This window comes from Acinetobacter sp. Ac8 (assembly GCF_055392545.1).
Genome location: NZ_AP043689.1, coordinates 2,829,864 through 2,845,350, shown reverse-complemented (window position 1 = coordinate 2,845,350; position 15,487 = coordinate 2,829,864). Strand labels below are relative to the sequence as shown.

Genomic DNA, 15,487 nt, shown 5'->3' with positions numbered 1-15,487 from the left:
TGAAATTAATTTTTCCAGTTATTCCAATGATTCTTGTTTTTGTAGTGACCATAATGATTGCCATTGTCTTTACGATAGCCACGGTCATTATAGCGATAATCAACATTACGGTAACCGCCACGATCATATCGATCATTGTAACGTCCATAACGGTTGTCATAGCGATCATCATAACGACGGTCGTCACTGACTTTTTGACCTAATGCCGAACCACCTGCAGCACCAAGACCTGCGCCAATATAGCCACCAGTTGAAGTACCCGTCACATTACGACCTACGGTATAACCACCAGCACTACCTAAAGCACCACCGATGATCGCACCATTACGGTCACGTTTATTTGATGAAGCGCCTGCGCCAACACCACCACCGATTGCAGAACCAATCATCGCGCCTGTTGAACCACCCATTTGTTGGCCAATCGCAGCACCCACCACACCACCAAGTGCAGATGTTAATGCTGTATTGGTTGAGTTGCCTGCATGTGCAGTCGTCATCATTGTTGCTGCAATTACAGTTGCACCAAGGATTGCTTGTAATTTCATTTTAAACTCCTGATCGAAGCTTCTTCGAATTCTTTAACTTGAGGCTAGAATAACGAAACATTTAGCAATAATTATGGATTTGAATGTAAGCAATTTCTGTGTTTTGTGTGTGGATTGTATATTTGGCTGATTAATTTATTCATATTATGTGAATATTAAACTTAATTTTAAGTAAAACCTTATTTTGTACAAGCAATATTAAGCTATGAATCATTACTTGTAGTTCTACACGATTGACAGTTTATCTAAGATGAAACAAAACAAAAAAGCACCCGAAGGTGCTTGATATCATTCACGGATCATTTAGTGATGACGGCGGTGTTTTTTGTAGTACTTTTTATTGTACTTACGTTGATCTGCATGGCGGTCTTGAGAAACTTTTTTACCGAGAACCGAACCACCCGCCGCACCAGCAGCAGCACCAATATAACCACCTGTGGTACCACCCATATTTTTACCTACGGTATAACCACCAACACCACCTAAACCACCACCGATTGCAGCCGCAGTACGGTCTTTTCTATTGGTTGATGCTGCAGCACCACCTGCACCGCCCACTGCTGAACCAATCATTGCGCCAGTGTTACCACCGATTTGTTTACCTACAGCAGTACCAACGACACTACCTAGAGCAGAAGTTGCTGCAATACGTGTTGAGTTATCAGCATGAGCACTTACTGTAAATATTGAAGTTACTGCCAATACAGTACTAAATATGATCGTATTAAATTTCATGTGTTGCTCCATGTCCTTATCTGGACAGTTCTATCTCTATTCGATGTGGCAAATGTAACAAAAATTTTTCCAAAAAATGTGGAGAGGGATCTGAAAATTGATAGCGTTTGGTATCTGAATGTATGTTTTCTATTAAAAGTGATTTTAAAACACCCATATTAGTTAACAAATAGCATGAATAATGGAGAATAAAAGCATCTAATCAAAAATCATGCGGATCATCTTGTTATAAATTCTACAGCTTATCTTGATGGTGCTTATATAAATGTGTCATTTAAATGGCAGAATCGGTAAACTAGGCACAATTTTAGAATTTTCTTACCAATTTTAAATGGGCTGTTATAAAGCTCGATGTTTTTTGGTAAGGCTTAGCTTGAGAATGTATTTAAAATGAAAGAATCGTTACGTTTACGATTAGACCAACTTTGTGATCGACATGAAGAGTTAGAAGCATTATTGGCAGATGTTGAAGTTATTTCAGACAATAAGCGTTTTCGTAATTTGTCCCGTGAGCATAATGATTTATCAGAAATTACCGATGTTTGGAAAAAGTACAAGCAAGCTGAAGAAGATATTGAAACAGCAGAAGCAATGTTAACTGATCCAGATTTTAAGGATATGGCTGTTGAGGAAATCAAAGAGAACAAAGCTTTAATTGAACAACTTGAAGCTGAGTTAAATATTCTCATGATTCCTAAAGACCCAAATGATGCCAACTCGGCATATTTGGAAATCCGCGCTGGTACCGGTGGTGATGAAGCGGCGATTTTCTCGGGTGACTTATTCCGTATGTATAGTAAATACGCTGAAACTCAAAACTGGCGTATTGAGATCTTATCTGAAAATGAAGGTGAGCATGGCGGATATAAAGAGATTATCTGTCTAGTGAATGGTGAAGGTGTTTACGGTCGCTTGAAGTTTGAAAGTGGGGCGCATCGTGTACAACGTGTTCCAGCCACTGAGTCACAAGGTCGTGTACATACTTCGGCATGTACTGTGGCAATTCTTCCAGAAGTTGATGTAGACACCACAGTAGAGATTAATGCTGCGGATCTACGTATCGATACTTACCGTGCTTCTGGTGCGGGTGGTCAGCACATTAACAAAACTGATTCTGCTGTACGTATTACCCATCTTCCAACAGGTACTGTGGTGGAATGTCAGGATGAACGTTCACAGCATAAAAACAAAGCAAAAGCGATGGCGTTACTGGCTTCACGTTTAGAGAATGCGAAACGTGCTGCAGCCGATGCAGCAACATCGGAAATGCGTCGTGATTTGGTGGGTTCAGGGGATCGTTCGGAACGTATCCGCACATATAACTATCCACAAGGTCGTATGACAGATCACCGTATCAATTTAACTTTATATAAGTTAGATGCAGTAATGGAAGGTGATTTGACTGAGCTACTTGACAGCTTACATCGCGAATATCAAGCAGATCAGTTGGCGATGCTTGCACAACAAAATGGTGGTTAATGAATATTGCACAGGCTTTGGCCTTACGTGGAGAAGCTGAAAGTTATGAGCGTCAAGAAAATGCTTGGTTACTTGAGCATATTTTAAAAATTGATGCTTTTGATTTGTCACTTAAATCTACGCAAGTATTAACTGCTGAGCAAGAACAGCAATATGTCGAGGGTCTAGCGCGGATTGCTGCGGGTGAACCCTTGGCTTATGTAACTGGCTCACAACCATTTTGGACTTTGGATTTAACCGTTACCAGAGACACTTTAGTCCCTCGTCCAGATACTGAGGTATTGGTTGAAACGGTTTTAAATCTTGATTTGCCTGAAGATACTCGTATGGTTGATTTAGGTACGGGTACAGGTGCGATCGCATTATCGCTGGCAAGTGAGCGTCCAAATTGGTCTATTATTGCCACAGATATTTATGAACCGACTTTAGAGGTTGCTTTACATAATGCTGAAAAGCATGACTTGGGGCAGGTCAAGTTTTTTCTAGGAAGTTGGTTTAAAGCTTTGAATCGTCAATTTTTTGATGTGATTGTTTCTAACCCTCCTTATATTGATGCTGATGATGAGCATATGCCGCATCTTGCTTCTGAGCCTGAAAGAGCTTTGGTTGCTGAGCAGCATGGTTTGGCGGATATTGAACATATTGTTCAGCAAGGTAAAAAATGGTTGGCGACTCAAGGTTGGATCGTACTTGAGCATGGTTATGATCAAGCTGAAGCGGTACAAAACATTTTTAAAGGTGCTGGTTTTAAACAGGTCAGAACTGTTAAAGACTATGGTGGAAATGATCGTGTCACACTAGGTCAGTGGCCAAATTAGTTTTGCATTACTATGTCTAAAAAGACTTTGTTGGATGGCGGTGGCTGCTTATCCAACAAAGTCTTTTTTAGTGGCGAATAAAAAGTATTAAAAGAATTCGCTGTATTTTAAAGCTAAGGGGAAATATAGCCTTTAGAAAAACCAGCTAAGTCAAATTACTTTTTACCAATTGAATCGGCTCTAAGAGTTTTTCACCCAAAGAGCTGTGCATTTCTCTTTCAATTAAACGAGTAATTGAATCTAAAGGTAAATCATTTTCTTGTAGGCCAAATGGTTCTTCAAGCTGAGCACTCAAAGCATCTAGTCCCAAAAATAAATAAGCAATTAAACTGACGATGACGGGTGTCCAAATCCCTAAACTTGCTTCTAAACTAAACGGCAAAATCAAACAAAAGCAATATACTGTGCGATGTAATAAGACTGAATAAGAATAAGGCAATGGGGTGGTTAGAATGCGATCACAGCCAGCCTGAATATTACCCATAGCAACAATATGATGATTTAAACCTTGATAGATAATGTCAGAAATTTCACCTGATTTAAGTGATTGCACTAAAGATTTTTGGATTTCTTCTAAAACAAATTGTGCAGCATTAATGTGGTTTGCCAGTTGGCTAAAGCTTAATTCATCTAAATCAACTTTATTTTTATAAAATTCAATGGACTGATTTTGATTGCGTAAACGATTTCTTAATAAACGGGTAAATAGCATTACACGATACATTAAAACTTTACGCTGGTTTTCTTGTAAAACATGTGTGTCACGAGAAAGATGGCGTGAGGTTGCAATCAAGGCGCCCCAGAGTTTACGACCCTCCCACCAACGATCATAACATGCAGTATTTCTAAAGCTTAAGAAAATAGAAAGGATAATCCCGAACACGGTAAACCCAATTGCAGGTACAGCAGGAATTGTAAAATAGTGATGTGATGATAGGTAAACCAGAACTGTCGAGATCAGCACAACTAAAGTTAATGCGGGTAAGACTTTGGGAAGAATGGTGCCGTGCCAAGCAAAGAGAAGTGCGAAGCTGTTACTTTTATCACGAATGATCATACTGTCTACCTAACTATTACTGCGACAGTGTTTCATAGAGAAAAGCAGAAATGCAAGTTGCAAATAAGCAATTTAAAAAATACGGCTGATCAAAAGCCGTATTTTAAATGGTTTATGTTCTCCAACGTAAAAACCAGTTTTCAATCAATTTCATCAGATTGTCTGTGAGTTTACCAAGGATAGCCAGTAAGATGATCGCAATAATCACAATATCGGGCCGTGAGGTTTCTCGACCATCACTGAGCAGATAACCGATACCTTGTGTCGCTGCAATCAGTTCTGCTGCAATCATAAACATCCACGCTAGGCTTAAACTGTTTCTGAGTCCAACGAGAATTCCAGGCGATGCAGCAGGCAGAACAATTTGGAAGATACTTTGTAGATAGGTCAGACGGTATACTTTTGCCACTTCTAACAACTTTGAATCAACACCATGTATGGCAGATACGCTATTGGTATAGGTAGGAAAGAATGCACCAATCGCAATTAAGGTAATTTTTGAGGCTTCATCAATGCCTAACCACAAAAGCAATAACGGAATCCAAGCAAGACTTGGAATAGATTTGATCGCTGAAAATGTAGGTTCTAAAAATTCTTCAATGTGTTTGTTTAAACCCACTGCAATTGCAAAAATGAGCCCCAATAAGCTACCAATAAAAAAACCTAAAAAAACACGCCAAGTACTGGTATAGATATGGGTCAATAAATCACCTGCGGCAAGCTGTTTGAATGAGTCAACTAAGCTACTTGGGGCAGGGAGCAGATAAGACTCAATCCATCCAAAACGAACTAAATACTCACATAATAAAATGAGCAGCAACGGAAGTGTAATTCCTTTTACCCATTTTAAAACATTGGCCTTAACGGCAGGTTTGTTTAAACTCGCCTGCGCTATACGTACATTTGATTCGCTTTGCGTCGATTGAGTATGTGTAGACTTTGTCATTACTTCTCAGCAACCTTGTCAATGACCTTTTGTGCATATTTGCTGTCAAATAGTTGATCTACAACTTGATTTACATTGGTGCCTTTTCGAACCAGTTCCTCTTCAGTCAAAATAGTGCCTGCTTTCTTTAGCGCATTAAGCTGTTTCGCGGTTGGAATGTTTTGATCTAGGTTAGTTCGGCTCAATTGCAACTTCGCCACTTCAAGTGGCAATTTTGCTTCACGTGCTAATAATTCTGCAAGTTTATCTGGATTGGCTTTTGCCCATTTACGTGCTTGTTCATAAGCTTTAATTACAGCCTCAACTGCTTCTGGGCTTTGGGTGCTAAATTGATCTTTTACACTTAACACGCTGTAACTATTAAAAGCGATATTGCGATAGAGCAGTTTTGCGCCTGATTGCAATTGTGCAGATGCCATCAGTGGATCAAGACCAGCCCAAGCATCTACCTGACCACGTTCTAAAGCTGTTTTCCCATCTGGATGTTGTAGATGTACCAATTGCACATCGCGTTTATTTAACCCGACGGTTTCAAGTGCTTGAAGCGTAAATAAGAATGGGTCTGTCCCTTTAGTTGCAGCAATTTTTTTCCCTTTGAGGTCTTTTAAGGATTTGATTGCTGAGTTTTTAGCAACCACTAATGCAGTCCATTCTGGCTGGCTTTGGATATAAACCGTTTTAATCGGACTGCCATTGGCACGACTCAATACTGCTGCTAAACCCGCGGTAGAGGCGAAATCGATACTGCCACTGTTTAAATATTCAAGTGAACGGTTACTGCCTTGGCTAAACACCCATTTGACCTCTGTTTTGGGTAAGGCTTTTTCTAACAGCTTTTGTTCTTTAACCACTAAACTTGTTGGGGCGTAATAGGCGTAGTCTAATTTCAATGTTGTTGGGATGGCTGCAAAAGAAGACATTGCGGTTAAGCTTAAGGCTAAGGTGGAAACTAAGCGCGTCATTTTTTTGCTAAAAACGTTCATACATACCCCATAAAATTCAAAGAGAAACACAGAGCTAGATATGTATATTTTTTAGGGTGAAAGTACAAAAAAGAAAAACAGATATTCACTTCTTAAAATATGAAATATAAAAAATATTGGTTTAACTATATGAATAAATTTATGTTTTTAAAGTATAGATATTTGTTTGTTGAATAGATGATTATTGAAATGAGTTATAAAAAAATATTCTAATTAAATTTTAGTCATTAGACATAAAAAATGCCTCTATACACAGAGGCATTTTTGGATTGGGCAAATTAAACTGGATAATCTTCCAGACTGTCTGCAATTTCAACTTGGTCTAATGCATTGGTTTCAAGTGCCAGACAAAGCGCAACAATTTTTGCAGTATCAGCAATGTTTTCTTTTTTCATTGCTAAGCCTGATTGAATTGCATCTAATCGCTCTTGGTGAATATCAAGCGCTTGTGCGACTTCTGCAGCATCATTGGTTTTGAAAAAATCATTCATGGCATGTTCAAAGTCATGATCTGAAGCTTTTAAAATACCTTCGATAAGCTCATCTAAATGTTCAGTTTGAGCAGAAAGGGAATGGATAAAGTTTTGAACTAGATTTTGCTCTAGTACATCAATCATCTTAATCATGTTAGTGACCTAAAAGTGATTAAAGGGGAGGAGGGTACCACAGGAAATAAGCAGAAAACCTGCTTTAAATTGGGTAATAAATATACCATTATTGATTAATTTGCAACCTTATTCAGATAAGCTGTAAATATCGAGCTTGTCTTTATATTGATATATTTTTTATTATAATTTTGATTTTAAATAAATTTTTTAAAATATTATCTTTTGCATTAACAATGCTTTCAAGGTTATTTGGGTTCTCTATAAGCACCTGGACTTACCCCAGTCCATTTTTTAAATGCCCGATGAAATGCGCTGGCATCCTGAAAATTCAACAGCTCACTGATGTCTTGTAAGGTATGTGTGGTTTTACCAAGCAGTTCAATCGCCATATCTCGCCGTATATCATTTTTGAGTTGTTGATAACTGCTGCCTTCATTTTTTAAACGGCGTTGTATGGTGGCTTCTGAAATATTCAGCTGCGCTGATAGTTCACCGAGTTCTAACCATTCAGCAGGAGCAATAGAAAGTAATTGCTTGCGAATCATTGAACTTAAAGCCAAAGGATTCTTAAATCTTAATAGTAGATTTTCAGGGGTGTTTTTAATAAAACCATACCAAGATTTTTGATCACGTTTGATTTGAATGTTTAAGTAGTTTGCATCGAATTGCAGATAATTCTCATCTGCTTGGTAAGTAATATTTTCACAGAATCGAACGCGATAATCGCTGTCATCTTCAGGAGGCGTGCATTTTAATTGTAATTGATTGAGTAAAATCCTTTGATCTGCTAACCAACAGATCAAACTATGAATCAACATAATATAAGTGGCATAGCAGAACATGCGCTTAGTTTGTAATTTGTCTGTAATGACAATGTATGCATAATTTTCATCTATAATCAGTTTGCTGGTGAAGTCATCCAAGACAAAATTAAAATATTGCAAAATTTGTTCAATCGCTGTCTGTAGGGTATCCGCTTGCATGACCATTTTAGACAATAATTTATAACAACCGCGTCGCATCTGATGCGAGTCCATGCCAAAGAACTCATCATTCATATGGTCTGCTATTTTAGTCCAAAGTTTTGCATAAGCTGAAACAGCAATACGTGATTTGGTTGCATGAAATATTTCCAGCGGTATCTCTGCATTATGCAAAATCTGCTGTATATCATAGCCCTTGTCTTGGGCACTGCTCAGCGCCTCATGTACCAGTGCAATTGAAATTGTGCCTTTGCTTTCACTGAATTGTTGATTGTTCACAGTGTATTCCATTATCTTGTGAGACGTGTTTTGTGACTAAAGTTTTCCAAAAAGATGTTTAAATTGTCCAAATACATCATACAGGATGCAACTTTTGGAAATTGTACTCAAGCTTGACTATGTTTACTCTGCATCTTAAGTCGAAAGTGGGTTTAATTCATCATTTAAACTGCTCAATTCAAACAATGAACTAGGAAAATAAAATGAAAATTGAAGGAAAAGTTTTTGTTGTGACTGGTGGTGCATCTGGATTAGGTGCAGCGACAGCCACACATTTGATTGGTCAAGGTGCGAAAGTGATCATGGTGGATATGAATCACCAGCTTGGCGAAGAAATGCAGAAGCGCTTAGGTGAAAAGTCCAAATTTGTTCAACTTGATGTGACCGATGAAGTTGCTGTTGAACAATTCTTTAAAAATGTGGAGCAGGATTATGCTCAATTAAATGGCTTAATTAATTGTGCAGGGATTGGTCCATCTGCCAAAGTACTAGGTAAAAATGGCATCCATGCTTTAGACGCATTTCAAAAAGTATTGAATATTAATGTCGCAGGAACATTTAACATGCTGCGTTTTGCCGCAGATGTCATTTCTCGTTATGCATTACCAGCAGGTGAAGAAGATCGTGGTGTGATTATTAACACTGCTTCAGTGGCTGCGTTTGATGGCCAAATTGGTCAATCCGCTTATGCTGCATCTAAAGGTGCTGTTGTTGCAATGACATTACCTTTGGCGCGAGAACTTGCGCAACATGCCATCCGTGTGATGACCATTGCGCCAGGGATTATGGAAACCCCGATGTTGAAATCATTACCACAAAATGTTCAAGATGCGTTGGGTGAAATGGTGCCTTTTCCTAAACGCCTTGCGAAGCCTGAAGAGTTTGCACAGCTTGTTGGTCATATTTGTGAAAATAGCTATTTAAATGGTGAAACAATTCGATTAGACGGCGCAATCCGTATGCAGCCAAAGTAATCTGGTCTAATCCGTCTGCTTATTTCTAACTTTGCTTTAACGTAAGCAATAGCAAACTTTTAAAAAATTGAATACTGCCTGACATGATCTCAACCATCATGTTAGGCAGACTTTAGCCTAAATTTATACAAACAACGAGATTTTGATTGGTCGCTGATCATGATTGCAGTGATTTAAAATTTAAAAGTGCTGAGAGGGATGCTCAAATGATTCTCAATGATGAACAAAAAATGGTTCAGGAAATGATGCGAAATTATTCGCAGAATAAACTTAAACCCACAGCTGCTGAACGTGATAAAACTGCAAAATTTCCTCATCAAGAACTCAAAGAGTTGGGTGAACTGGGTGCATTAGGTATGACCGTGTCTGATCAATGGGGTGGCGCAGGGTTGGACTATATTTCCTTGGTGACGGCAATTGAAGAAATTGCCGCAGGAGATGGCGCAATTTCAACCATTGTCAGCGTACAAAATTCTTTGCCTTGTGGAATTATCCAAAAATATGGGACAGACCAACAAAAACAAGACTACTTAATGCCATTGGCAACAGGTCAATGGCTTGGCTGTTTCTGTTTAACGGAACCACAGGCGGGTTCAGACGCAGGTGCTTTACTATGTAAAGCACAACGTGATGGCGATTCGTGGGTAATTAATGGAACCAAACAATTCATTACTTCTGGACAGCATGCACAAGTGGCGATTGTGTTTGCAGTTACGGATAAATCCGCAGCAAAGAAAGGCATTTCTTGTTTTATCGTTCCAACCAATACAGAAGGTTATATCGTTTCTCGGATTGAAGATAAAATGGGACAACATTGCTCAGATACTGCAACAATTGTTTTTGAGAATTGTCGGATTCCTGCTGAGAACATATTAGGAAATGAGGGTGAAGGATATAAAATCGCCTTGTCGAATTTAGAGTCAGGTCGCATTGGTATCACCGCTCAATGTGTGGGAATGGCAAGAGCAGCGTTGGATGCTGCGGTTGAATATGCCAATCAGCGTAAAGCTTTCGGAGTGGAGTTGGTACAACATCAGGCTGTGGCATTTCGCTTAGCCGATATGGCCACTCAAATCGAAGCAGCACGGCAGTTGATTTACCATGCCGCAAGTTTAAAAGATGCAGGTTTAGCTTGTTTAAAAGAAGCATCGATGGCGAAGTTATTTGCATCTGAAATTGCTGAAAAAGTCTGCTCAGATGCGATACAAATTCATGGTGGTTATGGCTATGTTGCTGATTTTCCAGTAGAGCGAATCTATCGAGACGTTCGAGTCAGTCAGATTTATGAAGGCGCTTCCGATATCCAACGTTTAGTTATCGCAAGAGCGGTGATTCAGTAAGTTCAATTGTAGATTAGCGCATCAAAATTCTATCTCAAGACCAGCTTCGCACTGGTCTTTTTTATTTTAAAGCCTTCCACCATGACAGCAAAAGCAGATGTTCAAAAACTGCAATACAATTGAGGTATTTGGAAATTGTGTGTGATTTCTAATCATGGTTATCTATACGCATAGGAACACATGTTGAATGATTCAACATTTTTAGAAAAGCTAGAAAGCAAAATATGGAACCGCACATCGAGATGATTTGTGCTGAAAATACAAGGATATTGCCATGAAAACATTGGAACAAGCCTATCAAGAATTCGATTATGAAAAACTAATCAATGAACAATTGGTTGGAAATCCACAATCAATCAATGCCTATATCGAGTGCTGCGAGCGTTTTGTCGGTTTAAATAAAGTGGCTTTGATCTGGGAAGGCAAAAACGGTGAGTCTTCACAATGGACCTTTGAACAACTGGCACAAGCATCAGGAAAATTAGCCAATTATTTACACTCGCTAGGCTTAAAAACTGGTGATTGTATTGCTGGCTTATTACCACGTACTCCAGAATTATTGATCACCATATTGGCAACTTGGCGTATCGGAGCAATTTATCAGCCCTTATTTACCGCCTTTGAATCAAAAGCGATTGAGCATCGCGTAGCAACAGCCAATACCCAACTGATCATCACTAACACTGAACAACGTCCAAAATTAAACGGGATTGAACTTCCACATATTCTGACCGTTCATCCACAAGATTTTGCTACAACAAAGGATGCAGATTTTTGGCAAGAACTAGCAGGTCAATCAGCTGAATGTACACCGGTCATGTTGAGTTTTACTGATGATTTTTTAATGATGTTTACCTCTGGAACAACAGGTTTGGCAAAATCGGTTCCAGTACCATTAAAAGCGATTTTGGCCTTTAAAGAATATATGCGTCACGCCGTTGATTTACGTGAAGATGATTCATTTTGGAACCTTGCGGATCCAGGTTGGGCATATGGTCTATATTATGGTATTGCTGGCCCATTGGGATTGGGACACAGTATTATCATGGATGAACGTGCATTTAGTGTCGACCATGCTTTGGAAATTATTCAAAAATACCAAGTCAGTAATCTTACCGGTTCACCTACAGCATTTCGTATGTTCTTTGGCTTTAAAGAAAAATTTAATGCTTCAATCAAAGCGCATTTACGTGCAGTCAGCAGTGCGGGTGAACCTTTAACACCTGAAGTAATTCATTGGTTTAATCATGACTTAAATGTCAATATTTATGACCAATATGGGCAGACAGAATTAGGTATGGTGATTGGTAACCATCATGCTTTAGCACATGCAATAAAAGTCGGCTCAGCAGGTTTTGCTAATCCTGGTCATCGTTTTGCAGTGTTAAATCAAGACAACCAAGAAGTTGAAAGAGGTGAGATTGGAACGCTAGCAATTGACTTCTCTCAATCGCCACTCACATGGTTTAAAGGTTATGGTGGAAATAATCGTAAATCCTTCGTTGGTCATTATTACTTAACTGGGGATACGGTTCGTTTGAATGAATTAGGTGGGGTTGATTTTATTGGTCGTGCAGACGATGTCATTACAACTTCAGGTTATCGTGTTGGGCCATTTGATGTAGAAAGTACACTTTTGGAATGTGTTGAAGTTTTAGAATCGGCCGTTATTGGTAAACCTGATCCAGAAAGAACAGAGATCGTAAAAGCTTTTGTTGTGCTCAAGCCTCAGTTCACGGGTTGTCACCAATTGAATACTAAATTACAAGAATATGTACGTTCTCGATTATCTAAGCATTCTTACCCACGTGAAATTGAGTTTGTTGAAAGCTTACCCAAAACATCTAGTGGCAAAATTCAACGTAATTTATTGAAGCAACAAGAAGTGGCTAAATTACAGCAAATGCAATTGCAGGCTTAATATTTTAAAATCTTTTAAAGTTCCATGCTTTGCACCCGAAAGGGTGCTTTTTTATGATCAGCATAAGATCTCGTATTTCTAAGGTCTTTATAACAATTTTAGTCCACTTTACCTGTGGTATATTTTGTCTAAATAATAAATGGATCAAATAGAATGATTCCAATTCACGATATTGTCATTAATAAAAATTAATCTGCTTTAAATTTCAACAAACGTTAAAAATTATGCAAAATTTAAAACCACATACACTTTGTTTAAGCCTTGCACTATTGGGCTGTTCATTTCCAAGCTATGCACAACTGATGTTTAGCCAATACATTGATGGCACAGTAAATAGAAAAGGATTAGAAATTTATAATCCAGATGGCAGCACTGTAAATCTTGCAGATTATCAAATTGAACAATATACCAATGGGGCAACGAGTAAAACAGCGACTTACACCTTAGAGGGAAATTTAGCCAGTAAAGCAAAATTTATTATAGGTCGTACCGAATTACAGGCAGAACTTGGCACTAAAGTGAATCAGGTTGCTGGTTTGTCATTTAATGGCGATGATGCTTTGGTCCTTGTGTATAAAGGCACACCTGTAGACCGTTTTGGACGGATTGGGGACAAACCAGCAAGTGGCGGCTGGGGAACCACAATCACCAGCTATCAAAATAGCCTAAGCAGAATAAAAAATAAAAATGATGTCAGCGCTGTAGATCCAAATAGTGCCTTTGATTTGGACAGTGAGTGGAGCAAATGGTCAGATCGTAATGCATTCAGTAGCTATTTAGGTACTGGTACAACGACACCGCCAATCACTGCAATCAGTTGTAGTACTGCTGATACTGCAATTGCAGATTTACAATCTGCGGCACAAAACCAGCAATATGTGGTTCGAGGTGTCATTACAGCGGATTATCGCTATCAAAATGGTTTTTCAGGTTTCTATATTCAAACCCCTGACAGTAAAGCTAAAGCAAATTTGAGCAATGCGATCTTTGTCTATCTCCCTGCTGCAAGCACAATCACTGGCGGTAAAGTGGGTGAAGAAGTGATTCTGAAAGGGCGTTTAACCAATTATGAAAATCAATTGCAAATTGATCAACTGAGCAGCAATATTCAAACCTGTAATAATCAAGCCGCAAGTTTGGTGAGTTCTACTCCGATTCAACTGCCATTTTCAAGTTTAACCGATGCTACAGGCAATGCACCTAAGCGCTACCAAGGTATGTTGGTAAAAATTCCTCAAACCTTAACTGTTAGCGAGAATTATGATTATGGTCGATATGGTCAATTGTCTTTAAGTTTGGGACGCTTATATATCCCAACCAATTTATATCCTGCGAAATCCAATGAAGCGGTTGCTTTAGCAAAACAAAATCTATTGTCTAAGATTATCTTGGATGATGGTTATAACAATCAAAACAGAACACCGTGGTTGCCACAAACATTTAATGCGGCAAACACTTTACGTACAGGCTATCAGCTTAAAAATGTTGAAGGGATTTTGGAATACCGTTTCAATGCTTGGCGTATTCAACCGATTCAAAACAAAGCTTTGCCTGAGGTTGTCAAAGACAGCAATCTGCGGAATTCAACCGTCTTGGCAAAAGAGACTAAACAGGTTCGTGTTGCCGCATTTAACGTCTTAAATTATGACAATTCTCCGCTGATTGGTGTTAAACCAGATCGTGGTGCAAACACCGAGACAGAATTTAATCGTCAACATGCCAAAATAGTCAGTGCGATTAAAACCATTGATGCAGATGTTTATGGCTTAATGGAAATTGCCAACAATGGTTATGGCGAAAAAAGTGCTGTGAATTACTTAACCAAAGCTTTAGGTGCAGATTGGAAATATGTCATCCCACCGAATATGGATAAGTTAGGTACTGATGTGATTGCAGTTGCGATTATTTATAATAGCAAACGTGTAAAACCTGTTGGTAATCCTGTGGTATATGATGATTTGACACAGAAAAACCGAGTCACGATGGCACAAAGCTTCCAAGCGGTAACGGGAGGAAAAACCTTTACTGTTGTACCAAATCACTTAAAGTCTAAAGGTAGTTGTCCTGACGATAAAACTTCACCAGAAGCAAACCAAGGTGATGGTCAAGGCTGTTGGAATCCGACTCGTGTTACTGCAGTACAAAAATTGATTCAGTGGATTGCAACCAACCCGACCAAAGCTGAAAAACCAAATTATTTATTGGTCGGGGATATGAACAGTTATGCCAAAGAAGATCCAATCTTGGCATTTGAAAAAGCCAACTACAAAATATTGCTAAATGATGAAAAAGTAGGGCAAGGTAAATCTGCATATAGCTATGTCTTTGGTGTGGCCAGTGATGCAACCGGGAATGGTGGTGCGGGTAATTTAGATCATGCAATTGCAGATGCAAACTTATACCCAATGGTTAAACGTACTTTTGCATGGCATATCAATGCTGATGAACCAACAGCATTAGACTACAATGAAGAATATAAGACTGAAGAACAAATTGCTTCTTTCTATGCGCCAGATGCTTTCCGTTCTTCTGATCACGATCCGGTTATTGTTGATTTAGATTTAAATGAATCAAGTGGTACTACAGGTGGGCATAAGAGCAGTGGGGGCAGTACGGGACTGTGGTCTTTATTTGGACTGATGTTACTTACAGCGAGCTCAGTATTAGCGCGTTCAAAAAAGAAATCCTAATACGCGATATCTTTTTAAAGAGAAACTAGTGATCTAGTTTCTCTTTTTTTATGCTTTTATAAAACTATATAACATAAAAAATTGCACCAACTGATTTAAGACAGAATCTCTTCATAGATCAAGCGAATG

At 38.8% G+C, this 15,487-nt stretch carries 13 protein-coding genes; 6 read left to right on the top strand and 7 right to left on the bottom strand.

What is annotated here, in order from left to right:
* Window positions 1–5 precede the first annotated feature (5 nt).
* Entirely contained in the window at window positions 6–545 is a 540-nt protein-coding gene (locus ACZ5QH_RS13510) for a glycine zipper domain-containing protein (protein ID WP_004822419.1), read from the bottom strand.
* A 303-nt stretch (window positions 546–848) separates the two neighbouring features.
* Entirely contained in the window at window positions 849–1,280 is a 432-nt protein-coding gene (locus ACZ5QH_RS13505; protein WP_004822418.1) for a hypothetical protein, read from the bottom strand.
* Between the two features lie 390 nt (window positions 1,281–1,670).
* Between ACZ5QH_RS13505 and prfA the strand changes: the two genes are divergently transcribed.
* A complete protein-coding gene (gene prfA / locus ACZ5QH_RS13500) occupies window positions 1,671–2,759 on the top strand; it encodes a peptide chain release factor 1 (RefSeq protein WP_004719378.1) in 1,089 nt (362 codons plus the stop codon).
* On the top strand, window positions 2,759–3,577 hold the full coding sequence (prmC, locus tag ACZ5QH_RS13495) for a peptide chain release factor N(5)-glutamine methyltransferase (RefSeq protein ID WP_303577809.1): 819 nt from the start codon (window positions 2,759–2,761) through the stop codon (window positions 3,575–3,577). Before prfA ends, prmC begins: the two co-directional genes overlap by 1 nt.
* A gap of 145 nt (window positions 3,578–3,722) precedes the next feature.
* On the opposite strand, the gene ACZ5QH_RS13490 is transcribed toward prmC, so the two are convergent.
* The 5 genes from ACZ5QH_RS13490 to ACZ5QH_RS13470 all read right to left on the bottom strand — a co-directional run bounded on the left by ACZ5QH_RS13490 (window position 3,723) and on the right by ACZ5QH_RS13470 (window position 8,445).
* Window positions 3,723–4,634 (bottom strand): bestrophin family protein, encoded by a 912-nt coding sequence (locus tag ACZ5QH_RS13490; RefSeq protein WP_303577810.1) that lies wholly within the window; start codon window positions 4,632–4,634, stop codon window positions 3,723–3,725.
* Window positions 4,635–4,746: 112 nt separating this feature from the next.
* Window positions 4,747–5,580: an ABC transporter permease gene (locus ACZ5QH_RS13485; protein WP_303577811.1), complete on the bottom strand. Its 834-nt coding sequence runs from the start codon at window positions 5,578–5,580 to the stop codon at window positions 4,747–4,749.
* Window positions 5,580–6,563 (bottom strand): aliphatic sulfonate ABC transporter substrate-binding protein, encoded by a 984-nt coding sequence (locus ACZ5QH_RS13480; protein ID WP_244013033.1) that lies wholly within the window; start codon window positions 6,561–6,563, stop codon window positions 5,580–5,582. The genes ACZ5QH_RS13485 and ACZ5QH_RS13480 overlap by 1 nt, the downstream gene beginning before the upstream one ends.
* A 278-nt stretch (window positions 6,564–6,841) precedes the next feature.
* Complete coding sequence (locus tag ACZ5QH_RS13475) at window positions 6,842–7,189, bottom strand: hypothetical protein (protein WP_004719389.1); 348 nt, start codon at window positions 7,187–7,189, stop codon at window positions 6,842–6,844.
* Window positions 7,190–7,416: 227 nt separating this feature from the next.
* Window positions 7,417–8,445 carry an AraC family transcriptional regulator gene (locus ACZ5QH_RS13470; protein ID WP_303577812.1) on the bottom strand — a complete coding sequence of 343 codons (1,029 nt, stop codon included), beginning with the start codon at window positions 8,443–8,445 and terminating at the stop codon, window positions 7,417–7,419.
* Between the two features lie 191 nt (window positions 8,446–8,636).
* Between ACZ5QH_RS13470 and ACZ5QH_RS13465 the strand changes: the two genes are divergently transcribed.
* The 4 genes from ACZ5QH_RS13465 (at window position 8,637) to ACZ5QH_RS13450 (ending at window position 15,358) form a co-directional block, all read left to right on the top strand.
* Entirely contained in the window at window positions 8,637–9,407 is a 771-nt protein-coding gene (locus ACZ5QH_RS13465) for a 3-hydroxyacyl-CoA dehydrogenase (protein WP_004719394.1), read from the top strand.
* Between the two features lie 206 nt (window positions 9,408–9,613).
* Window positions 9,614–10,747: an acyl-CoA dehydrogenase family protein gene (locus ACZ5QH_RS13460; RefSeq protein WP_303577813.1), complete on the top strand. Its 1,134-nt coding sequence runs from the start codon at window positions 9,614–9,616 to the stop codon at window positions 10,745–10,747.
* A gap of 274 nt (window positions 10,748–11,021) precedes the next feature.
* Window positions 11,022–12,668, top strand: coding sequence for an AMP-binding protein (locus tag ACZ5QH_RS13455; RefSeq protein ID WP_303577814.1), 1,647 nt, complete (start codon window positions 11,022–11,024; stop codon window positions 12,666–12,668).
* Between the two features lie 224 nt (window positions 12,669–12,892).
* On the top strand, window positions 12,893–15,358 hold the full coding sequence (locus tag ACZ5QH_RS13450) for an ExeM/NucH family extracellular endonuclease (protein WP_303577815.1): 2,466 nt from the start codon (window positions 12,893–12,895) through the stop codon (window positions 15,356–15,358).
* The last annotated feature ends 129 nt before the right edge of the window (window positions 15,359–15,487 follow it).